Consider the following 22,204-nt stretch of genomic DNA (forward strand, 5'->3'; position numbering starts at 1 on the left):
ATCTCAGCAAGCAAGCTCACCTGCCCCATCTCAGCAAGCAAGCTCACCTGCCCCATCTCAGCAAGCAAGCTCACCTGCCCCACCTCGGCAAGCAGGCCCACCTACTCACCCCGGCGTGTGAGGTCACCTTCCCAACCTCCAGCGAGCGAGGCCCCCTCACCTCGCCCTCACTAGTCCCCTCAAACCCCCAACAACTGCGCACACCGCAACAACCCCAGATGGCTGTATGCCTGCGGATGGTTCCCCAGCGACCGCTCCGCCACCGGGTCGTATTCCTCGCTGAGCAGCCCTGTCGGCCCCGCCACATCCACCAGTTGCGCGAACAGCGCTTCGGCGTCGGAGCGTTTGCCGATCAGGAGGTAGGCCTCCACCAGCCAGGCGGCGCAGAGGTGGAAGCCGCCTTCGCCGCCGGGCAGGCCGTCGTCGTGGTGGTAGCGGTAGACCGTGGATCCGCTGCGGAGTTCGGCTTCGGTGGCGACCACCGTGGCGGCGAAGCGCGGGTCGGCGGGGTCGATGAGGCCGCTGAGGCCGATGTGCAGGGTGGCCGCGTCGAGGTCGATGCCGTCGTAGGCGGCGGTGTAGGACTGGACCTCGTCGTTCCAGCCTTTGGTCTTGACCTCTTCGGAGATGGTTTCGCGCAGCGGGGCCCAGTCGGGGTCGATGGGGCGGTCGAACTTCTCGGCGAGGGTCAGGGCGCGGTCGATGGTGAGCCAGCCCATGACCTTCGAGTACACGTGGTGGCGGGGGTTGCCGCGGATCTCCCAGATGCCGTGGTCGGGTTCGGTCCAGCGGCGCTGTACCGCGGAGACCATGGCGTGTACGAGTTCCCAGTCGGCGTCGGGCAGGACCTTGCGCGGGTCGGTGGTGCCCTGCTTCTCCCGGGCGTGGGCCAGTGCGGTGATGAGATCGACGATGGGGCCGAAAACATCGAGCTGGACCTGCATGTTCGCGGCGTTGCCGACGCGTACCGGTCGCGATCCGGCGTAGCCGGGCAGCTCGTCGATCACGGCTTCGGGGGGCAGGGTTTCGCCGTAGATGGTGTAGAGCGGGTGCAGGCGTTCGGGGCCGGGCAGGGTTTCCAGGACCCGGTGCACCCAGTCCAGATACTGTTCGGCTTCGCCGAGCGACCCGAGCGAGACCAGGGCGTTGGCGGTGAGCGCGGCATCGCGCAGCCAGCAGTAGCGGTAGTCCCAGTTGCGGACGCCGCCGATGTCCTCGGGCAGCGAAGTGGTGGCAGCGGCCAGGATGGATCCGGAGGGGGCGTGCACCAAACCGCGCAGGGTGAGCGCGGACCGTTTCATCAGATCGGGTTTGAGGACGGGCAGGTCGAGGCCGGCGGCCCACTCCGACCAGTACAGTTCGGCGATTCGGCGGCGTTCGGTCTCACCGGTGGCCGCGGGGGTCAGATCGTGTGTGCCGCAGCGCAGTTCCAGCACGATGGGGCCGTCGGAGGGGTCGACCACGGCGGTGGCCGTATCGTGCGCGCCGTCGCTGTGGATCTGCCACCGGACGCCCGGCGAGCGCAGTACCACCGGGTCGTTGGTGCCCCAGACCCGCAGCCCGTCCCGCTCTACCTGGATGGAGACCGGGACCTGCCCGAACTCCGGCCGCGGCGCGAAGGTGATCTCGGCGGGAGCGGAACCGGTGATCACCCGGGTGAGATCGGTGCGGTCGGGGTCCACGTCATGCGGAAGATAGTCGGTGACCTGCAGTTTCGCCCAGCGGGTCTCCACAGTCATGGTGCCGTCGACATACCGTTGCGACAACGGCAGACCCGGCCGCTGCGGGGTCACCGAGAAGTGACCGGCGTCGATACCGCCGAGCAGGTGGGCGAAGACCGCCGCCGAATCCGGTTCGGGATGGCAGAACCAGGTGACGGTGGCGTCGGGGGTCACGAGCGCCACCGAGCGCGGGCTGGCCAGCATGGTCAGGCGTTCGATACGGGGAGCGCTGGCGCCGGCCAGCCAGGTGCGCCGCTCCTCGAGCAGGAAGGCGAGCGCGTGCGAGACCGCTTCGGTGGTGTGCACGCGGTATTTGGCGAGTGATTCGCCTTCGCCGACCTTGATACCGATATCGGGCCCGGTCAGTACCCGGAAGGCCTTCTCGTCGGTGACGTCGTCGCCGAAGAACACCGCCGCCGACGCGCTCTCTTGATGGCGCACGGTGCTGAGGGCGGAACCCTTGTCGGTCGGGACGACCGCCAGTTCGATAACGGATTTGCCCTCGGTGACCTGCACGCCGACCCAGCACGCCGGGCCGTGGCGGACCTCGTTCAGGGCCCGGCGGCCGATCTCGGCCGCCGCATTGCGCACATGCAGGGCGACGCTGGCCGGTTTGGTCTCGACCGAGGCGCCGGGATGTTCTTCGGCGATCTTGCGAAGAGCCGCCACCACCTCGGTCAGCAATTGCCGGGCGTCGTTGTCGATGGCGTGGACGAAGCCCACGTCGAACTCCGAACCGTGGCTGCCGATCAGTTGTACCTCCACCGGCAGCCGCGACAGGGCGGCCAGGTCACGCAGGGCGCGGCCGGAGATGACCGCGGCGGTGGTACCGGAGAGGCCGGCCAGCGCGCGTAAGGCTCGCACCGACTCCCCGTGCGGGTATGCCTTGGCCGGATCGGACACGATGGGCGCGATCGTCCCGTCGTAATCCGATGCGACCAGCAGCCGAGGCACGCGAGCGACCGTCGACAGCGCTCGGCGAAGTTCCAGTGGCAGATCCTGTGCGCTCACACCATCCAACCTATTGATCGGAGTTTTCGTTAAGGGGGGGCGCGCATGACAATACTGTGTCGAGAGCCCTACTCCGATTCGGCGGGAACTGTGAGCGGCCGCCTACACCTCGGAGCGTTTGCCGAGCAGTAGATCGACGGTCAGTTCGAGGCGTTCGGAAACGTCGGTCGCCGAGGCGCGCCGGGTCAGCCAGGCCACCAGATTCGAGAGCCAGACGTCGCTGATGACGCGGGCGATGGCGAGCTGGCGTTCGGTGGGTTCGCCATCGTTCATGGCGCGGGCGAAGACCCGGTCCATGACCTTGCCGACCCGGTCGACCTCGGCGGCAGCGGAAGCGTCGGCGAACATGAACGCGCGGGTCATCGCCTCGGTGAGCAGCGGGTCGCGCTGCATCATCCGGGTGATCTGGGCGAGCAGCGTATGCATCCGCTCCTCGGATGTTCCCGCCAGCGGTTTGCGTTTGCCCTCGAATTGCTCGAACTCCCGGGCCAGGGCCGAAACCAGCAGATGCACCTTTGACGGGAAGTACCGGTAGAGGGTTCCCACCGCGACATCGGCGCGTTCGGCCACGGCCCGCATCTGAACGGCGTCGTATCCGCCTTTGGAGGCCAGTGCGAGGGTGGCGTCGAGGATCCGCTTGCGCCGTTCCCGTTGCGCGGCCGAGCTCAGCTCGTCCTCCCGCAGCGTGGTGACGGGCGCGGCGGTGGCCGCACTCGAGTCGCCGGGCTGGGATCGGGAGGGGCTTGCCATGGAGTGGAGTCCTTTCCGTGACGTGTCGTAGCGCGTGGAGCAGTGTCGCAGGCGCATGCCTTGACTTCCGCCCACCGAGGATATTAGAACATGTTCTAGGTGTGGGAGTCACGCCGGAAAGGCGGTATGGACTGTGACCATCGCCACCACTGACGAGCACAAAGCCGTTCAGCAGTCGATGAGCGGATGGGCAGCAGCGGCGCGACCGATTGCAACAATGCGGGCCGACACCACCGGCTTCTGGCGGACCTACTGGCCAACGCTGAGCGAACTCGGAATCTTCCACGTGGCCGTCGCCGAGGAGGCCGGCGGCGCGGGCGGAACGGTGACCGACCTCGCCGTTTTCCTCGAACAGGCCGCTCACGACATGGTCGGCGGCCCGGTGCTGACGACCGCCGTCGCCGGGTTGGTGACCGCGGGCCGGCTGGCCGAGGACCAGCCGTGCGGTATCGCGCTGGACACGGTGGTGGCCGACGGCGGCGAACCCGACGCGGCGTCCGTTCCGGAGCTCGACACCGCGGGCAGGCTCACCGGTACCTGGGAATCGGTACTGGGCGCGGCTTACGGGACCGCGCTGCTGCTACCGGTCGAGACCGGTGAGGGCCGCCGCTGGTGCCTGGTGGGGCCGGATACGCCCGGTGTCCAGATCGAGGCGCTGGAGCCGCTCGATCTCTCGACGCCGCTGGCGCGGGTGCGGTGCGCCGGGGTGCCGGTCGAACCGGACGCGGTGTTCGCCCCCGGTTACGCGGTGGAAGATCTGCTGGTGGCGCTGGCCGTCGCCGAACTGGCGGGTGTCACGGGCTGGTGCCTGACGACCGCGGTCGACTACGCCAAGGTCCGCGAACAGTTCGGCCGCAAGATCGGCAGCTTCCAGGCCCTCAAACACATCTGCGCGTGGATGCTGTGCCGGACCGAGCTAATCCGGTCGGTGGCCGCGGACGCGGCGGCCGCCGTGGATTCCGGCGCTGCCGAACTGCCGATCGCGACGGCCATCGCGGCCGCGATCAGCCTGGACGCGGCGGTGGAGACCGCGAAGGACTGTATCCAGGTACTCGGCGGTATCGGTTTCACCTGGGAGCACGACGCGCATCTCTACCTGCGACGGGCGGTCGCCCTGAATCAGCTGCTGGGCGGCGGCGCGTACTGGCGGGCCCGGGTCACCGAACTGACCCGCGCCGGTAAACGCCGCACCACCGGCGCGGACCGGGTCTTCGCCGACGCGGCGGCCGCGGGGGAATCGACCACGGACGCGAGCGGCGAACTCGCCGCCGAGGTGGCCCGTATCGCCGCGCTGCCCGCCGAGGAGCAGCGGGCCGCCCTGGCCGAGGCGGGCATGATCATGCCGCACTGGCCCGAACCCTACGGGCGGGCCGCCGATCCGATGACCGGGCTGGTGATCTCGGAGGAACTGCGCCGCGCCGGTGTGGCCGTTCCGGATCTCACCATCGGCGGATGGGCGGTGCCGACGCTGCTGCAGCACGGCACATCCGAACAGATCGAGCGGTTCGCCTGGCCGACCCTGCGCGGTGAGGTCGTCTGGTGCCAGTTGTTCAGCGAACCGGAAGCCGGGTCGGATCTGGCCGCGCTGCGGACCACCGCCGAACGGACCGAGGGCGGCTGGATCCTGCGCGGCCAGAAGGTGTGGACCTCGCTGGCCAAGGAGGCCAACTGGGCGATCTGCCTGGCCCGCACCGATGCCGCCGCGCCGAAGCACAAGGGCATCAGCTACTTCCTCGTCGATATGCGCAGCGCCGGTATCGATATCCGGCCGCTCGTGCAGATCACCGGTGAGGCCCGGTTCAGTGAGGTGTTCCTGGACGGGGTGTTCGTTCCCGACGAGTGCGTGGTCGGTGACCTGGGCAACGGCTGGAAGATCGCCCGCTCGACGCTGTCGGCCGAACGGGTCGCGATGAGCGGCAACGGGATCGGGCCGGCGCTCGAGGAACTCATCGCGAAACTGCCCGCGACCGGACGGGGCTCGGAGCTGGTGAACGACCGGCTCGGCGGGTTCGTCGCCGATGCCATCGCCGGGCTGCTGCTGGAACAGCGTGCCGCGGTACGCATTCTGGCCGGAGCCGACCCCAGCGCGCAGAGCAGTGTGCGCAAACTCGTGGGGGTGCGGCACCGGCAGGCGGTGGCGGAGTTCGCGGTGCAGGTGGCCGGGCCGGCCGGCGCCCGCGCGACCGCGGACACCTCGGAATTCCTGCTCACCCGCTGTCTGTCGATCGCGGGCGGTACCGAGCAGATCCTGCTTACCGTGGCGGCCGAACGGATTCTGGGGCTACCCCGGGACGCGGCCGGATAGTTCGTGCGACGACTGGAGAGCTGAACGTGGACTTCACCCGAGACGAGGCCCAGGAGGCGGTGGCCGAGGTCGTCGTCGGACTACTGGAGCGGGAGGCGGCCCGCGACGCGGACCTGTGGCCCGCGCTCACGGCGACCGGCCTGCTGTCGGTGGCGCTACCGGAGCAATACGGCGGCGACGATATGGGCATCGACGCGGTGTCGGTCCTGCTGACCGAGCTGGCCACCGACGCCGTCGCCGCACCCGCGCTGCCCACCCTGGGCTTCGGGGTCCTGCCCCTGCTGGGCTCGATCCCGGAGGCCGTGGCCGCGGAGGTGTTCCCCGCGGTGGCCGAGGGCGCGGTGCTCTCGGCGGCGATCAGCGAACCCGGAGCGCCGCTGACCACCGAACCGGCGACCAAGGCCGAGGTGTCCGGCGACAGCGTCCGGATCACCGGTCACAAGGTCGCGGTGCCCTGCGCCGACCAGGCGCGGTGGCTGCTGGTGACCACCGATTCCGGGGTCGCGCTGGTGGAGACGTCGGCCGCGGGCCTGACCCTGACCGGTTCGCCGGTCTCCGGGGGCCTGCCGGAATTCTCGGTGCACCTGGACGGCGTGGTCGTCCCGGCCGACCGGTTGTTCCCCGAACTGGCGACGCGATTGCACCGGATGGTGCTGGGCACCATCGGCGCGGTTGCCGACGGATTGCTGGCGGGTGCGCTGAAGCTCACCGCAACCCATGTGGGCACCCGGCATCAGTTCAACCGGCCGCTGGCCGAATTCCAGGCGGTGGCCCAGCAGATCGCGGATCTCTATGTGGTGTCGCGCACCCTGCACGCCGCCGCGCTTTCCGCGAACTGGGCGCTCGGGCAGGAGGATACGAGCCCCGAACGGCAGCAGCGGATCGACGACGATCTGAACGTGCTGGCCTATACGGTGGCCGCGGAACTTCCGCAGGCCATGCAGAAATGTCATCACCTGCACGGCGGTATCGGTGTGGATGTCACGCATTCCATGCACCGCTACTACTCACAGTCCAAGGACCTCGCCCGCTGGCTGGGCGGCGCCGCACTGCGGCTCGAACGATTGGGAGCAGGGTGTTCATCGATCTGACCAGCGAACAACGCAAACTACGCGACGACCTGCGGGCCTACTTCGCCGATCTCGTCACGCCGGAGGAATCCGCCGAGATGCAGGTCAACCGGCACGGCGACGCCTACCGCGCGGTGGTGCGGCGGATGGGCCGCGACGGCTGGCTGGGCGTCGGCTGGCCCAAGGAGTACGGCGGTCAGGGCTTCGGTCCCGTCGAACAGCAGATCTTCTACAACGAGGCCTCCCGCGCCGATGTGCCGCTGCCGCTGGTGACGCTGCTGACCGTCGGCCCCACGTTGCAGACCTTCGGCACGCAGGAGCAGAAGGAGAAGTTCCTGCCCGGAATCCTTTCCGGCGATATCCATTTCGCCATCGGGTACTCCGAACCGGAGGCCGGTACCGATCTGGCCGCGCTGCGGACCAGCGCGGTGCGTGACGACGCCGGTGACTGGGTGGTCAACGGGCAGAAGATCTTCACCACCGGCGCGCACGAGGCCGATTACGTCTGGCTGGCCTGCCGGACCGGGTCGGTGGAATCGCGGCATCGCGGGATCACCATTCTGATCGCCGATACCTCGGATCCGGGCTATTCGTGGACTCCGATCATCACCGCCGACGGCGCTCATCACACCAACGCCACCTATTTCGACGGCGTCCGGGTGCCGGCGAGCATGCTGGTCGGCGAGGTCGACAAGGGCTGGCGGCTCATCACCACGCAGCTCAACCACGAACGCGTGAGCCTGGGGCCGTCCGGCAAGATCGAACAGCTCTACGACCGGGTCCGCGACTGGGCCCGCCCGCGCGGTGTCCTGGATCATCCCGAGGCGCAGCGGCCGCTGGGCCGGATCCACGCCATGACACGTCTCAACGAACTGCTGAACTGGCAGGTCGCGGCGACCGCGGAGAATCCCGATATCGATCAGGCGCAGGTGATCGCGGACGCCTCGGCCACCAAGATCTTCTCCACCGAATCGCTGCAGGAGGCGGGCCGGCTGGCCGAGGAGATCGTGGGCCGTTTCGGCGACCCGGCCGATCCGGCGACGGCGGACCTGCTGACCTGGCTGGATCGGCGGACCAAGCAGAACCTGGTGGTCACCTTCGGCGGTGGCGTCAACGAGGTGATGCGGGAACTGGTCGCGTCCGCGGGTCTGAAGCTGCCACGGGTACCGCGTTGATGCGACGTGACCGGTGCCGAGTAATGAAACCGAGGAGTTGAGTCCGTGCCGGAAACCAGTACGCCGGAAGCGATCACCGCGGCCGCCGAGAAGATCATGGCGGCCGGGGCCAGCGCGCCGCGGCCCGGCCGCGATCCGATCAATCAGCCGATGATCAACAACTGGGTCGAGGCCCTGGGCGATACCAATCCGGTCTACGTCGACGAAGCCGCCGCGAAGGCCGCGGGTTTCGACGGGATCGTCGCCCCGCCCGCCATGGCGCAGGTGTGGACCATGCTCGGTCTGGGCGGTAAACGCCCGGCCGACGACCCCATGGAGTCCACCAACGCGCTGCTCGACTCCGCCGGATACACCTCGGTGGTCGGCACCAACTGCGAGCAGATCTACCACCGCTACGTGCGGCCCGGCGAAGAGGTGAATATCACCAGCGCGCTGGACGGTATCGTCGGGCCGAAGCGGACCGGGCTGGGCGAGGGTTTCTTCCTGACCTATCGCACCAGCTGGTACGTCGGCGACGAATTGGTCACCGAAATGCTGTTCCGCATCCTGAAATTCGCTCCGGGTACGGCGGCACCGCCGAAACCCGCGGCGGGGGAACGGGTGCGACCGCTGGTCTCGCACGACACCGAATTCTTCTGGGCGGGTACCAAGGCGGGCGAGTTGCGTATCCAGAAGCTCCCGGACGGCACCCTGCGCCATCCGCCGGTGCCGGCGATCTGGCAGGACAAATCCGAACCGGTCGACTACATCGTCTCCTCGGGCAAGGGCACGGTGTTCAGCTACGTCGTGCACCACGCGCCCAAGGTGCCCGGTCGCGATCTGCCGTTCGTGGTCGCCCTGGTCGAACTGGAAGAGGGGGTGCGGATGCTCGGCGAACTGCGCGGGATCGAACCCGAGAAGGTCGAGGTCGGACTCGAGGTCGTCGCCGGTTTCGAGGCCCTGGACGACGATACGGCGCTGCCGTTCTGGAAGGTGACCGCATGACCGCCACATTCGATCCGGCCGCGGTCACCGTCGGGACCGAACTGCCCGAACTGTCCATCCACGCCGACCCCACCTTCGTCATCAGTACCGCGCTGGCCACCCGGGATTTCCAGGATGTGCACCACGATCGGGACAAGGCGATCGAACGGGGATCCAAGGACATCTTCGTCAACATCCTCACCGATACCGGCCTGGTGCAGCGATTCGTCACCGACTGGTCGGGACCGTCCACCGTGGTGAGGTCGATCTCGCTGCGCCTCGGGGTGCCGCTGTACGCCTACGACACCCTGACCCTGACCGGAAAGGTCGTCGAACTCGACGGGGCGGACGTCCGTCTGGAGGTCGTCGGCAAGGACAGCCTGGGTGATCACATCGTCGCGACGGTGGTCGCCACCGTCCCGGGCGCGGGCGGTGCGGCATGAGCGCGGTGCCGCCGAATCCTGTCCAGCCCGCGGAATGAGGTTCTGATGACCAATTCGAAACACCCCCTGTCCGGCCGGGCCGCCATCGCGGGTATCGGCGCCACCGATTTCTCCAAGGAATCCGGGCGCAGCGAATTGCGGCTGGCCGCCGAGGCCGTGACCGCCGCCCTGACCGACGCCGGGCTCACCCCGGCCGACGTGGACGGCCTGACCACCTTCACGATGGATACCAATCTGCAGGTCGCGGTCGCGCGGGCGGTCGGCATCCCGCAGCTCAAGTTCTTCAGCCATATCGGCTACGGCGGCGGCGCGGCCTGCGCCACCGTGCAGCAGGCCGCGATGGCGGTCGCGACCGGGGTCGCCGATGTGGTGGTCGCGTATCGCGCGTTCAACGAACGCTCGGTCTCCCGGTTCGGGCAGTTCTCCAGCTCGCTGGCCGCGGCGCCGACCTCCTCGGGTATCGATGCCGGCTGGTCCTATCCGCACGGGCTGGGTACGCCCGCCGCGCAGGTGGCGATGGTCGCCCGCCGGTATATGCACGTGTACGGCGCGACCTCGGCCGATTTCGGCCGGGTGGCGGTGGCCGATCGCAAACACGCGGCGGCCAACCCGAACGCCTTCTTCTACAACAAGCCGATCACCCTCGACGATCACCAGGCCTCGCGCTGGATCGCCGAGCCGCTGCATCTGCTCGACTGCTGCCAGGAATCCGACGGCGGGGTCGCGATCGTGGTGACGAGTGTGGAGCGGGCCCGGGATCTGCCCAACCCCGCGGCCGTCATCACCGCCGCCGCCCAGGGCAGCGGGGCCGACCAGTACGTGATGACCAGCTACTACCGCGACGGGCTCACCGGGTTGCCGGAAATGGGCCTTGTCGGCGACCAGTTGTGGGCGCAGAGCGGTTTGCGGCCCGAGGATATGCAAACTGCAGTTCTGTACGACCACTTCACACCGTTCGTCCTCATGCAGCTCGAGGAATTGGGTTTTTGCGGGCGCGGCGAGGCGAAGGATTTCATTGCCGACGGCGCCATCGAAATCGGTGGAAAACTGCCTGTCAACACTCACGGTGGACAGCTCGGTGAGGCCTATATCCACGGTATGAACGGTATCGCGGAGGGCGTGCGGCAGCTACGCGGTGCTTCGGTGAACCAGCTCGAGAACGTGGAGAATGTGCTGGTCACGGCCGGTACCGGGGTGCCCACATCCGGACTGGTGCTCAGCGCCGACGCGGGCTGAGCGCAGCCACGAACCGAACGCGAACTCCTCCGGATCGGATACCCCGCGCCGCTGTTGTCCCAGCGGCGCGGGCGTACCGGCCGCCCTCGCGGAGTTACTCGAGGGCGAACGCGGATCGCTGCCCCCGATTCTCGATCGGGGGTTGTGAGATTTCACAGGGGGGAACAAGATATGACTGTTGATTCCTCGATGGACAGCAGGTTTGCCGGCAAGGGGCTGGTAAAGATGAAAAACTTGGCATTTCATATTGTCGATTCACTCCCGGACCGGCCGTCCGGCATGTAAATATGTGGCTGTTCTTGGCAGTACGCAGGTTCGAGGTATCGGGTTGGCCGGGTCGCGGGCGCTGATCGCGCGCATTGTGGCGGTGTTCGCGCTGTTGTTCTGCGCTGTCGTCGCGCTGCGCGGAAACATCCCCGGGGTCTCGGATCACCCCGACAGCGGCGGTACGCCCGCCGCACTCACCGTCGCGCTGATGCCGGTACTTCTCACCGTCTCCATCGTGGTGCTGCTCGCCGGTGTCATCGCCAGCCAGCACCGGTTACCGCTGGCCATGCCCGATCTGGAGGAAGCCGCGCACACCTGGCGGCTGGGGCGGCTCGGGCTCGTCGCGCTGTTCGTCCTGGCCTTCACCGGAGTCCTGGCAGCGATCTTCTTCGCGATCTACTTCATCGGTTTCCAGCGCGCCGCCGAGCAGATTCCCCCGCCGGCGGCGAACGGGCAACCGGCGGATCAACCCACCCCCGTTCCACCCGGCACCGACGAGGACCAGCCGGTGCTCACCGGCACCGGCATGATCCTCGCGACCGCCGCCGCCGGGACGCTGGTGGCGGTCGCGATCACCGGTCTGGCCGTGGTGACCGTCAATACCACCAGACGTGAACGGGCCGCGGAACCCGACGACGACGAGGCCGCCGCCGGCGAACGGCTGGCGATGGAAACCGATTCGCTGGTGAAAGCCGCCGAAATGGGTCTGGCCGCGATGAACGCGCCCGGCCAGGATCCGCGGACCGCCATCATCGCCTGCTATATCGCCATGGAGCGAGGGCTGGTCAGGGCGCGCGGGGTGGCGCCGCGGGCATCGGACACCCCGATGGAAGTACTGGCCCGCGCCTTCGAGCACGGGGCCCTGCGCGATACCTCGGCGCGGGAACTGGTCGCGCTGTTCGAGGAGGCGCGGTTCAGTCCGCACTCCATGCTGGCGTGGCAGCGGATGCGGGCCGAACAGCTGCTGCGGGTGGTGCTCGCCGACCTGCAGGGGATGGCGCCGCCGGCGATGCCCGCCGCGGTCGCCGCGGATCCGGACGGTTACCCGCCGGTGCTGCCGGTCGGCGAGGGCGCGGACCGGAGGGGGTCGCTGTGAGCAGGCCGTGGATCGTGGTGACCGCGATAATCGCCGTCGCCCTGTTCGAGGTGGCCGCCTACCTGCGGGCCCGCGATTTCATCCTGGTCGCCGCGGGTGTGCCGGTGGCGTTCGCGCTGTGCTGCTTCGTATGGGTGCTGCTGCGCCCGGAGAAGCGGGACAGGGAAGCGGCCGACGATATGGAGAACGGGCCCGCCGAGATGCTGCGCCACTGGTATGCCCGGGCCGAGATGCTCGTCGATCGCGCCGACGGCAGTCGCGCCGACTGGGATCGGCATCTGCGCCCGCTGCTGGCCAAGGAATTCCAGTTGTCGGCCGGACTGCGGGTCAGCAAGAACCGGCGGGCGCTGGAAAACGCCGGGGTCCATTTGTTCGGTGCCGAACTGTGGCGCTGGGTGGATCCCGCCGACTCGGAGCTGCGTGACCAGAACACGCCCGCGCCGGGTCGCGCGGCTCTGGACGAGATCCTGAGCCGCCTTCAGAGAATGTGAAACGGGTCGACGCATTGCGAGAGATGACATGACGATGCCCTTGGACGCGACCGTCCAACGCACCGAAGCCGTGCTCCGGGAGGTTGGCCGGGTCGTCGTCGGTAAACGCGAAGAGCTACAGCTCATCATGATCGCGATCCTGTCCGGCGGGCATGTGCTCATCGAGGATCTGCCGGGCCTGGGCAAAACACTGATAGCGCGGTCCTTCGCGGCCGCGCTCGGCCTGGACTTCACCCGGGTGCAGTTCACCCCCGACCTGCTGCCGGCGGATCTGCTCGGCTCCACGATCTACGATATGTCCACCGGGCGTTTCACTTTCCGCCGTGGCCCGGTGTTCACTCATATGCTGCTCGCCGACGAGGTGAACCGCACCCCGCCCAAAACGCAGGCCGCGCTGCTGGAGGCGATGGCCGAGGGGCAGGTGAGCATCGACGGCGAGACCTTCCCGCTGCCGCAGCCGTTCGTCGTGCTCGCCACCGACAACCCAATCGAATACGAGGGCACCTATCCGCTGCCGGAGGCGCAGCTGGACCGGTTCGCCATCCAGTTGCGGCTGGGCTACCTGTCCGAACTGGACGAGACCGAGATGATCCGGCGGCGGCTGGAGCGGGGCGCGGTGCAGCCGCGGGTCAACCAGGTCGTCGACGCCAAGGGCCTGCTGGAGATGCGGCACGCGGTGGAATTCGTCTCGGTGCACCCCGATGTGGTTGGTTATGTGGTCGCGCTGGCGAGCGCCACCCGGGCCCACGCGCAGGTCGAGGTGGGTGCGAGCCCGCGGTCGGAACTCGATCTGGTGCAGATGGCCCGCGCCCGGGCCCTGCTGAACGGCCGCGACTACGTGGTCCCCGAAGATGTGAAAGCCCTGGCGATTCCCGCGATGGCACACCGGATCACCCTCCGCCCCGAGATGTGGGTGCGCCGTATCCGCGGCGAGGATGTGATCGGCGAACTCCTGCGCCGCCTGCCGGTTCCGCGCGCCGCCACGCAATGAGACACCGCGACGCCAGTGCCACGGTGGAGGCGCGACTGCGCTGGCGCCCCGCCCCGCTGAGCTATCTGCTGGCCATCGCCTCGGCGGTCGCGCTGCTCGGTGCGGTGATCTCGGCCAGCTGGCAACTGGTGGTGTTCGCGGCGCCCATGCTCGGCGTGCTGGCCAGCGCGCCCTGGCAGGTGACACGTACCCGGATCCAGGTGGACGGCGGCGGTACGCAGCGCTGTTTCGAACACGAGCAGGTGACCGTCACGGTCGCGGCGTTCGTGGATCAGGGGCATGCGCTGCTGCGCTGCAAACCGGTGACCGCCGACGGGATGACGGTCACGGTCGAGGAGTCCGTGGATTCCGGAGAATCCCCGGCCGGGCTGCGGCTGACGGTTTCGGCGCAGCGGTGGGGTCGCTATCCGATCTCGGTGCGGGTCAAGGCGCTGAGCCCGGCCGGTATGGCGCTGGCCACCGCGACACTGCCGGCGGGGGAGGTCTACGTCTACCCGATCACCGATCCGCAGCGGATGCGGCTGCCGCGCACCGAACTTCCGGAACGTCTCGGCGTCCATCTGACCCGCCGGCACGGCCCGGGTGTCGAGTACGCCGATATCCGCGCCTACGCCCCCGGTGACCAGCTGCGGATCGTGAACTGGCCGGTGAGCGCCCGCCGGGGCCGCCTCTACGTCACCGAACGCCTGACCAACCGGTCGGCGGATGTGGTGGTCCTGGTGGACACCTCGCAGCAGGCGCCCGGTCCGGCCAGTGACGCCCTGGAGCTCTCGGTCCGCGGTGCCGCCCAAGTGGTGCAGTCCACCCTGCAGGCCGGTGACCGGACCGCGGTGGTGTGTCTGGGGCAGCAACCGCGCTGGTTGCGACCCGATATCGGCCGTCGCCAGTTCTACCGGATCGTCGACACCGTCCTCGATGTCGGCGACGAGTACATCCCCACCACCGGCACGCTCGCCCCCTATGCCGCCGTACCGCTGGGCGCGATCATCGTCGCCTTCACCACCCTGCTGGACACCCAGTTCGCCCTGGCCCTGATCGATCTGCGCAAACGCGGGCACGTGGTGGTGGCAGTGGACGTACTGCGTGGGAGCCCGTTCACCGCGGATCTCGACCCCACCATGGACAAGATGTGGCAATTGGAACGGACTTCGATGTACCGGGATATGAGTACGGTCGGCGTCGATATCGTGCCCTGGGGCGCCGATACCCGCCTCGACCAGACGATGCGCCTGCTACCGCAGCACCGCCGGATGATCCGGGTGCGGCGATGATCGCGTTCCTGGCCCATCTCTCCGGAACGTTGCTGGTACTGCTGGTGGCGCTGATCCAGCCGTGGGCCGCCCCCGTCGCGATCGTGCTGGTGGTGGTCGGATGGTGGTGGCGCTGGTCGGCGATCGCCGCGGTCCTGCTGGTGATCGGCGTGCTGGGCCTGTCCGATCCCGAACTCGTCGCCTCGGCCGCGGCCGGGCTGGTCGCCACGACCTACCTGCTGAACATCGCCACTGTGACCGCCCCGCGCGGGGTGGTTCCCACCACGCTGCCCTCGGTTCTGGGTGCCATCCTGTGGACTCTCGCGGCCTGCGGCGCGGCCCTGCTGCCGTTCCAGCTGCCCTGGGCGCCGGTGCTGGCGCCGGTGCTGGTGATCCTGCTGTCGTCGATCCTCACCTACAGCATCACCGCCACCCGGCGCCGCCCCGCGCCCGCGAAGGCGCCGGGTGCGGGAACCGGATCGGCGCTGCCGGACAGTGATCCGGACGATTGAACCGCCACGGGGTGGGCCCGGGGGCTACCCGGACTGCGCGACCCGCTCGATCCGCGCGGACCAGGCCGGGGCGCCCTGTTCGTGGAAGCGGGTCTCCAGTCGTTCGGAATCCACGGCGTCGATACGCCATCCGGGCCGGTCGAACGCCGCGCGCAACTCTTCCCCGGTCACCGGATGCGGTCCGGGTGCGGCGCCCTGGTCACTGAAGCACAGCAGATACAGCGTCGCGCCCGGCTCGGTGACGCCGGCCAGGCTCGCGAGGTAGGCGGGTCGTTCAGCGGGGTCGAAACTGTGGAACAGGCCGCAGTCCAGCACGGTATCGAAACGGCGTCCCAGCCCGCCCAGGTCGCGGGCGTCGGCCGTGACGAACTCCACGCCGATCCCGGCGCGCTCGGCCTTCTCGCGGGCGGTGGCCACCGCGGTCTCCGCGATATCGAATCCCACCACCGGCAACCCCAGCGCCGCGATATGCAGCGTGTTCTCCCCGGTCCCGCAGCCCGCGTCGAGCACTGTGCCGGTGAACGCCCCGCGCGATGCCAGCCGCATCACCGCCGGCTGCGGCCCGCCGATATCCCAGGGGGCGGGACCGTCGGTATAGGAGGCGTCCCAGGATCTACCGCTGCGGATCTCGTGTCCGGTCGGCTGCCGCCCGCCGGATGGTTCGCCCTCGGTTCCCGGATCCCGAGCCATACTCCGCACCTCCCTGTCGGCCCCCGGCCGCCTCATGGTCGCACGACCGGGCCGGGCCGTCCGGGAAGCGGCCGGGGTGGTTGTGGACGTGACGAGATCCGGGCCGCCGGCCGGGATCCCGGCGCATCGTGCGAAGGCAACCCCCTCACCTTCGGGGGGCCCGCAGGTTACCCCGGTCGCGGTTCGTGAAATCCTTGTGGAGAGCAAGTTTTCACGTGTCGCAGCCGCCAACCCGTCCAAATATGCGGCTACAAAACAAACTTCACGTATTACCCCATCCATCCCCGGTCCAGTGCCGAATAGTTGGTGATTGCTCCTCCCGGCTTCATCTCGAGCTGTTTCGCGAGGCGCGATCGGCGCTGTCACAGGCTGTTCCGCTTTGTGGAGGTACGTGATCACGCGGTCCGGGCATCCCGCCCGGGCGCATCATCGGAACCGATAGAAAGAGGCGAAAAATGTTCCTTACCGATCTGCTCGCGTCCGTCGGCAGCCTGCTCACCGGCCTGATCGGCATCCTGCTCTGAGCTCTTTTTCTCGACCCCGAGGTAGCTCGTGATCCCCATCGGGGGCGAACGTTGTTTTCTCGGTAGTTCCACTATGGCCTTACCCGCCTCGCACGGCCTGCGCCTCGATGGCGAGGCGGGTAGGTGTCGTCTTTTCCATTCTTTCGAAATGGTCGGCGATTCACTCGCGCGTCGGCGTATTCCCTGTGGGTGAGGAGTTGGAGCATGATCATCGGCACCGTCGGGCAGATTGTCGGCGCGGTCCTGGATTTCGTGATCGGGCTGCTGGTTCCGTAGCGCTACCCGCAGAACACGCCATCGTTCGCCGCCGGTGCCCGCGGGCGGCGTTCTGTTCGGAGGTCCGGATGAAGTGTGCTCGCTGGCCATGGAAACGAGTCGCGCGCGGAATCGTCGTACTGGCGGTCGGTTCCGTAATAGTCGTGACCGGTCCGCCCGTGATCGCGACCGCCCAGGAGGATCCTCCGGCGGGTGCGGCCTCCGGTGACTGCCACAGTCTTTTCGTACTCGGCGTGGAGGGGACCGGTGCGTCGGCAGCCGCCTCCGCCGCCGGTGCCGCCGTAACCGGGTTGCTCGCATCTGTGCTGGACCCCTTGACCGAGGCCCTCGGACAGCGGGTCGGGCAGGCGTATGTGCCCTACCCCGCGGCGTTCGGCGGCGCTCTGCCCGGGGCCCTGGTGCCCTATTCCGCCTCGGCGGCCGAAGGTCTGGGGCAGTTGCGGGATATGGCGACCGCTGTCCTCGACCGCTGCCCTCGCACCCAGCTCGGCCTGATCGGGTATTCGCAGGGCGCGCATGTGGTCTCCATGTTCGCGCGCGAAGTGGGCGCGGGCGGCTCCGCCGTCCCGGCCGATCGCGTCGCGGCGGTGGCGCTGCTCGCCGATCCCACCCGCGCACCGGGAGCCCCGATCCTGCCCGGGCTGCCGGGACGCGACCGGCCCGACCCGGCCCCCGGAACCACCGGTGCGGAGCTGGGATCCGTACCCGGATTCGCGCAACGCGCCATGCCGGGCGGCGGGATCGGGCCACTGAGCGATATCGCCACGGATTTCGGCGCGCTCACCGGCCGGGTCGCCTCTCTGTGCCTGCCCGGCGATCTCGCCTGTGACGCGCCGCCGGACGTGCCGCTGCTGCATATGATCGTCAACATCCTGGGCCAGGCCGAACTGGTTCCGTCGGACCCACTCGCCGCGCTCACCTCGATCTCCGACGCCTTCTCGGCGACCCTGTCGCGCACCGCGACCAGCATCGTCAATCACGACCTGAACGGCTATTCCCTCGGAACACTGTCGCTGACCCCGGAGAAACCGCTCAGCGTCCGGCTGGCCGAGGCCGCCGACCCCAGGTCCAGCGGCGAACCGGAGGCCCGGCAGGCCCTGTTCAAATTGGGAACGAGCGCCCTCAACACCCTGCTCGCGATCGTCGGTGTGGCGCTGACACCCGCGGAGGTCGCCGGTATCGCTACCGCGCCCGATCCGTTGACCGGGCTGCAACGTACCGCGGACGCACTGGTCACCGCGGTCGAGCGCCCGGTGCCGAAGCGGACGCTGTTCAACCTCGTCTCGAAGACCTTCGACTCCCTCGGCGGCCTGAGTGCGGACAACGCCGAACTCCTCGATCCCGTGCAGTGGTTGCGCTACGCCGATACCGTGCGCCGCCACGTCGACTACCCGAATGCCGCCTTCACCTCGGACGGGCGCTCCGCCACCGGCTTGATCCTGGGGTGGTTCACGGCGGTGGCGACAGACCTGACCTTCCACCGGATACCCGCTCCACGGTCCACCCCGCCGCCGGTCGCGCCGGGACCGCCCCTCGTGCCACCCCTCGTGCCGGCGCCGCCGCCCGCGACCGGTGCCGGCGATCCGGCGCGAGAGGTGGCGGACGGCCCGCGAGCGGCGGCCGATGCCGTCCGGGAAACAACCTCGACCGGTTCGCTGCCGGACTCGGCCGGTTACCTGGCCGCTCTGTTCGTGCTGCTCACCGTCTCGGCCGGCGCGGCCGGTGCGATCCGCCTGGCCCTCAGGATCCGCGGGATCCGGCCCGTCGCGGTAGTGGCGTCCGATCTTCTGGACGAACCGGTCGATACCGGCCCGGATCGCCCGGTTCCCGTACCGCCCGGCGCACATCGGAAGCGGTGTGTGCCGGCCACCCGTCGCACCGAGGCTTGACCAGCCGGCATCCCGGATCAGCGGCCCGTGGCACATCCATTCAAATATTCGATATATTCAGTTCGGATATCTCCGATATAAGGGAGGGTGGATGTCGAAACTGCTTATCGAAGTCGACGACGAGGCGCTGGCCGAAGCGCAACGGCTGCTCGGCACGGGCACCAAGAAGGATACGGTCAACGCGGCCTTGATCGAGGTCGCCAAGCGGCTCAAGCGGGTCAAGGCGCTGAACGAACTGGGTGAGATGGCAGAGCGGGGTGACTTCGACACTCTGCTGGACAAGTCCGAATACCGGCGATGATCAGCTACCTCATCGACACCTCGGCCGCCGTGCGAGTCCTGAGGGACCCGGCACTCCGCAAGACGTGGCACGAATCCCTGACCGCCGGGGTGATCGCGCTATGTGACGTAGTCGAGCTGGAACTTCTGTTCGGGGCCCGGTCCCTGGGAGACCGGCTCCGGAAGCAGGAGCTCCTCGGCGAGTTGTTCGGCTGGGCGATCACACCGGACAATCTCTGGGTGCGAACCCATCAGGTTCAGCAAATGCTTACCGAACGTGGAACACACCGGAGTGCGGGGGTCGCGGATCTGGCGATCGCGGTGACCGCCGAGGCCCATAACCTGGCGATTCTGCATTACGACCGTGATTTCGAATCCGTCGCGGAGGTAACCGGCCAGCCGACGCAGTGGATCGCGCCGCCCGGGACGATCAGTTGACCGAAACGGCCGGGACCCGCTGTGGGGCACCCGGCCGTTCGGGACGGTTCGCTAGTCGGCGAAGGTGAGTACCACGTCGCCGAGCACGGGCGCGTTCTCACGTTCGACGGCTGTCGCGCTGATGATCAGCTGCCCCGGTTCCCGCCAGATCCGCGACCGCAATGTCTCACCGGGGAACAGCACCCCGGCGAAGCGCGCCTTGAATCCGGTGACCCGGCCGGCCACCGAATCCAGCACCGCGTCGGTGGCGGTCTTGCAGATGATCCCGTAGGTGCACAGCCCGTGCAGGATCGGCGCGGGGAAGCCCGCCCCCTTCGCGAACTCCGGATCCGAATGCAGTGGGTTGCGGTCGCCGCAGAGGCGGTAGAGCAGGGCCTGCTGCGGCAGGGTCGCGGTGGTGACGTCGAAATCCGGCTCCCGGTCGGGGAGTTCGGCCTTGCTGCTCGGCCCGCGTTCGCCGCCGAACCCGCCTTCGCCGCGGGCGAAGATGGAGGACCGCTCGGTCCACAACGCTTCGCCGTCGGAACCGGTGACGGTGAACTCCTGCACGATCACCGCGTTGGAGCCCTTGTCCCACAGTTCGCTGATCCGGCCGGTGCGGGTCGCCTTACCCGAGGCGGGCAGCGGCCGGTGCACCTGCACCTCCTGCGAACCGTGCACCACCTTGGCCAGGTCGATATCGACACCGGGGAATTTCACCTTCGGCGGATCGGTATCGCGCAGCGTGTGCGCCACCGTCGCGAAGGTCGGCAGCACCTGCGGTTCCCGGTCGTCGAGGTAGCGCAGTTCGGCGGGTTCGGTCCAGCGGTGGCCGGCGCCGATACCCAGGTGATAGAGCTGGACGTCGGAGGCGGTCCAGGAGAATTCCTTGCTCGGGAGTTCGGCTCCCAGAGCTACTTTCGGATCGATCGGCATACGAGAGGTCTCCTCGGATCGGCTCAGGCCGCGGTCTTCGAGCGGGCGATGATGTCGTGGACCGCGAGGTAACCGAAGGCGATCGCGGGTCCGATGGTGGCGCCGGGGCCCGCGTAGGTGTGGCCCATCACCGGGGTCGAGACATTGCCGGAGGCGTACAGGCCCTCGATCGGGGTGCCGTCCTCGCGCAGCACGCGCGCGGCCGTATCGGCGACCAGACCGCCCTTGGTACCGAGGTCGCCGGGCACCATCTTGGCCGCGTAGTACGGGCCCTGGACCAGCGACGCGAGGCACGGGTTCGGTTTGACCGTCGGGTCGCCGTAGTAGCGGTCGTACTGGCTGTCGCCGCGGCCGTAGTCCTCGTCCTTGCCGGTTTCGGCGAACTTGTTGAAACGCTCGACGGTGGCGGCGAGTTTATCGGCGGGGATGCCGATCTTCTCGGCCAGTTCGTCCAGGGTTGCGGCCTTGACGATGAGGTCGTTCTCCATCCAGCGCGACGGGAACTTCAGGCCCGGCTGCAGGCTGGCGAACATGTACCGGTTGCGGTACCGCTGGTCGAAGACGAGCCAGGTGGGGATGTTCTCGCCCGGCCCCTCGCCCTGCCCGTACTCGCCGCCGTACATGGTGTGCACGGCCTCGACATAGGGCGCGGATTCGTTGCCGAACCGCTCACCCCGGGTGTTGATCATGATCGACCCGGGCAGGTTGCGCTCGGACAGCGCGAACCAGGGCTTACCGCCCTTGAAGATGGTCGGACCCCACCAGGCGTCCTCCATGAAGCCGATAGCGGCGCCCGCGTCCATACCCGCGACGATGCCATCGCCGGTGTTGGTGGCGGCCCCGGTCGTCCACTCAGTGGTGATCGGCTCGCGCTGGTACTTGGCCCGCATCTCCGCGTTGTGCTCGAATCCGCCGCTGCCCAGGATCACGCCGTGGCGGGCGGTGAAGGTGACGGTTTCGCCGTTGTGGGTGGCCTCTACGCCGGTGACCTTGCCGTTCGTGACCACCAGTTTGGTCATGGGGGTGTCGAGCAGCAGGGGTACGTTCGCGTCCATCAGGCCCTTGCGCATACCTGCGATCACCGCCTGGCCCATGACCATCAGGTGTTTGTTGGTGAACTTGGCCCAGTAGGTGCGTACCCCGACCCGCAGCGCCCGCAGCACACCCTTGGGATGCCGGCGGATCAGGTTCAGCCGGACGAAATCGGCCTGGGTGACGGCCACATTGAGCGGGGCCTTGGAATAGGGCGGATGGATATTGAACCGCTCCTCGCCGAGGATCTTGGCGTTGAACGGTTTGGGTTCACAGGACCGCCCGCCCGCGCGGCCGCCCGGGGCCTCGGGGTAGTAGTCGGAGTAACCCTTGACCCATTCCATCTTCAGCGGCGAATGCGCGAGGACGAAGTCCATGGCCTCCGCGCCGCGGTCGATATAGGTATCGATCCGCTCAGCGGGGACCACATCGCCGATGATGCTGTGCAGGTACCGCCGCGCCTCCTCGCGGTCGTCGGGACCGCCCGAATCGCGCAGGGCCTTGTTACCGGGGATCCACACCCCGCCACCCGAGCGCGCGGTCGATCCGCCGTAGTAGGGAGCCTTCTCCAGGATCACCACACTCAGCCCGTTGTGCGCGGCGGTGAGGGCGGCGGTCATCCCGGCGGCGCCGCTGCCGACCACCACCACATCGTATTCCCGATCGTTCATGTAGAACACGTTATAGAATGATGCGGCTGTAGGTCTATGTTGTGTGGCAGAAGACTTGATCCGCGGCGTAAACAGCAGGGAAACTCGTTTCAGTTTCGGTGGAGTTGATTGATGGCGAACGAATGGGACCTGACCGCGGACGTCGTGGTCGTCGGATACGGCGCGGCGGGTGCGGCCACCGCCCTGCAGGCCACCGAGGACGGAGCCCA

Annotated in this window: 20 protein-coding genes; 14 read left to right on the forward strand and 6 right to left on the reverse strand. The window is 68.3% G+C overall.

Going from position 1 to position 22,204, the window contains the following annotated elements; genetic code table 11:
• Positions 1-179: 179 nt before the first annotated feature.
• Together otsB and kstR are read right to left on the reverse strand one after the other, a co-directional pair.
• Complete coding sequence (otsB, locus tag ACWDU1_RS11180) at positions 180-2,732, reverse strand: trehalose-phosphatase (protein WP_449997643.1); 2,553 nt, start codon at positions 2,730-2,732, stop codon at positions 180-182.
• A gap of 102 nt (positions 2,733-2,834) precedes the next feature.
• Positions 2,835-3,482 carry a cholesterol catabolism transcriptional regulator KstR gene (gene kstR, locus ACWDU1_RS11185; protein WP_449997645.1) on the reverse strand — a complete coding sequence of 216 codons (648 nt, stop codon included), beginning with the start codon at positions 3,480-3,482 and terminating at the stop codon, positions 2,835-2,837.
• A 133-nt stretch (positions 3,483-3,615) separates the two neighbouring features.
• Between kstR and ACWDU1_RS11190 the strand changes: the two genes are divergently transcribed.
• From ACWDU1_RS11190 to ACWDU1_RS11240, 11 genes are all read left to right on the forward strand, one after another.
• Entirely contained in the window at positions 3,616-5,787 is a 2,172-nt protein-coding gene (locus tag ACWDU1_RS11190; RefSeq protein WP_449997646.1) for an acyl-CoA dehydrogenase family protein, read from the forward strand.
• Between the two features lie 26 nt (positions 5,788-5,813).
• Positions 5,814-6,878, forward strand: a complete 1,065-nt coding sequence (locus ACWDU1_RS11195; RefSeq protein WP_449997648.1) for an acyl-CoA dehydrogenase family protein — start codon at positions 5,814-5,816, stop codon at positions 6,876-6,878.
• A complete protein-coding gene (locus ACWDU1_RS11200) occupies positions 6,863-8,032 on the forward strand; it encodes an acyl-CoA dehydrogenase family protein (RefSeq protein ID WP_449997649.1) in 1,170 nt (389 codons plus the stop codon). Before ACWDU1_RS11195 ends, ACWDU1_RS11200 begins: the two co-directional genes overlap by 16 nt.
• Positions 8,033-8,128: 96 nt before the next feature.
• Complete coding sequence (locus ACWDU1_RS11205; protein ID WP_449997669.1) at positions 8,129-9,016, forward strand: bifunctional MaoC family dehydratase N-terminal/OB-fold nucleic acid binding domain-containing protein; 888 nt, start codon at positions 8,129-8,131, stop codon at positions 9,014-9,016.
• Positions 9,013-9,438 (forward strand): MaoC family dehydratase, encoded by a 426-nt coding sequence (locus ACWDU1_RS11210; protein WP_449997650.1) that lies wholly within the window; start codon positions 9,013-9,015, stop codon positions 9,436-9,438. Before ACWDU1_RS11205 ends, ACWDU1_RS11210 begins: the two co-directional genes overlap by 4 nt.
• Positions 9,439-9,483: 45 nt before the next feature.
• Entirely contained in the window at positions 9,484-10,674 is a 1,191-nt protein-coding gene (locus tag ACWDU1_RS11215; RefSeq protein ID WP_449997651.1) for a lipid-transfer protein, read from the forward strand.
• A 328-nt stretch (positions 10,675-11,002) separates the two neighbouring features.
• Positions 11,003-12,037 (forward strand): DUF4129 domain-containing protein, encoded by a 1,035-nt coding sequence (locus tag ACWDU1_RS11220; protein ID WP_449997652.1) that lies wholly within the window; start codon positions 11,003-11,005, stop codon positions 12,035-12,037.
• A complete protein-coding gene (locus ACWDU1_RS11225; RefSeq protein WP_449997654.1) occupies positions 12,034-12,528 on the forward strand; it encodes a hypothetical protein in 495 nt (164 codons plus the stop codon). The genes ACWDU1_RS11220 and ACWDU1_RS11225 overlap by 4 nt, the downstream gene beginning before the upstream one ends.
• Before the next feature lie 28 nt (positions 12,529-12,556).
• Entirely contained in the window at positions 12,557-13,519 is a 963-nt protein-coding gene (locus tag ACWDU1_RS11230; RefSeq protein ID WP_449997656.1) for an AAA family ATPase, read from the forward strand.
• Complete coding sequence (locus ACWDU1_RS11235; protein ID WP_449997658.1) at positions 13,516-14,790, forward strand: DUF58 domain-containing protein; 1,275 nt, start codon at positions 13,516-13,518, stop codon at positions 14,788-14,790. The genes ACWDU1_RS11230 and ACWDU1_RS11235 overlap by 4 nt, the downstream gene beginning before the upstream one ends.
• Entirely contained in the window at positions 14,787-15,281 is a 495-nt protein-coding gene (locus ACWDU1_RS11240; protein ID WP_449997659.1) for a hypothetical protein, read from the forward strand. Before ACWDU1_RS11235 ends, ACWDU1_RS11240 begins: the two co-directional genes overlap by 4 nt.
• 24 nt (positions 15,282-15,305) lie before the next feature.
• Here ACWDU1_RS11240 and ACWDU1_RS11245 read toward each other — a convergent pair whose 3' ends face one another.
• Together ACWDU1_RS11245 and ACWDU1_RS11250 are read right to left on the reverse strand one after the other, a co-directional pair.
• A complete protein-coding gene (locus ACWDU1_RS11245) occupies positions 15,306-15,971 on the reverse strand; it encodes a class I SAM-dependent methyltransferase (RefSeq protein WP_449997660.1) in 666 nt (221 codons plus the stop codon).
• A gap of 395 nt (positions 15,972-16,366) precedes the next feature.
• Positions 16,367-16,534: a hypothetical protein gene (locus ACWDU1_RS11250; protein WP_449997661.1), complete on the reverse strand. Its 168-nt coding sequence runs from the start codon at positions 16,532-16,534 to the stop codon at positions 16,367-16,369.
• Between the two features lie 380 nt (positions 16,535-16,914).
• Here ACWDU1_RS11250 and ACWDU1_RS11255 point away from each other — a divergent pair, with 380 nt between their 5' ends.
• From ACWDU1_RS11255 to ACWDU1_RS11265, 3 genes are all read left to right on the forward strand, one after another.
• Positions 16,915-18,660 carry a cutinase family protein gene (locus ACWDU1_RS11255; RefSeq protein WP_449997662.1) on the forward strand — a complete coding sequence of 582 codons (1,746 nt, stop codon included), beginning with the start codon at positions 16,915-16,917 and terminating at the stop codon, positions 18,658-18,660.
• A gap of 91 nt (positions 18,661-18,751) precedes the next feature.
• Positions 18,752-18,961 (forward strand): type II toxin-antitoxin system VapB family antitoxin, encoded by a 210-nt coding sequence (locus ACWDU1_RS11260; protein WP_449997663.1) that lies wholly within the window; start codon positions 18,752-18,754, stop codon positions 18,959-18,961.
• Positions 18,958-19,377 (forward strand): PIN domain-containing protein, encoded by a 420-nt coding sequence (locus ACWDU1_RS11265; RefSeq protein ID WP_449997664.1) that lies wholly within the window; start codon positions 18,958-18,960, stop codon positions 19,375-19,377. The genes ACWDU1_RS11260 and ACWDU1_RS11265 overlap by 4 nt, the downstream gene beginning before the upstream one ends.
• A 51-nt stretch (positions 19,378-19,428) precedes the next feature.
• Here the strand turns inward: ACWDU1_RS11265 and ACWDU1_RS11270 are convergent, their stop codons facing one another.
• The gene (locus ACWDU1_RS11270) at positions 19,429-20,292 is read right to left on the reverse strand and encodes a MaoC/PaaZ C-terminal domain-containing protein (protein WP_449997666.1); all 864 of its coding nucleotides are present in this window, start codon (positions 20,290-20,292) and stop codon (positions 19,429-19,431) included.
• A gap of 23 nt (positions 20,293-20,315) precedes the next feature.
• Positions 20,316-22,004, reverse strand: a complete 1,689-nt coding sequence (kstD, locus tag ACWDU1_RS11275) for a 3-oxosteroid 1-dehydrogenase (RefSeq protein WP_449997668.1) — start codon at positions 22,002-22,004, stop codon at positions 20,316-20,318.
• Between the last annotated feature and the right edge of the window lie 200 nt (positions 22,005-22,204).

This window comes from Nocardia sp. NPDC003345, assembly GCF_053589395.1.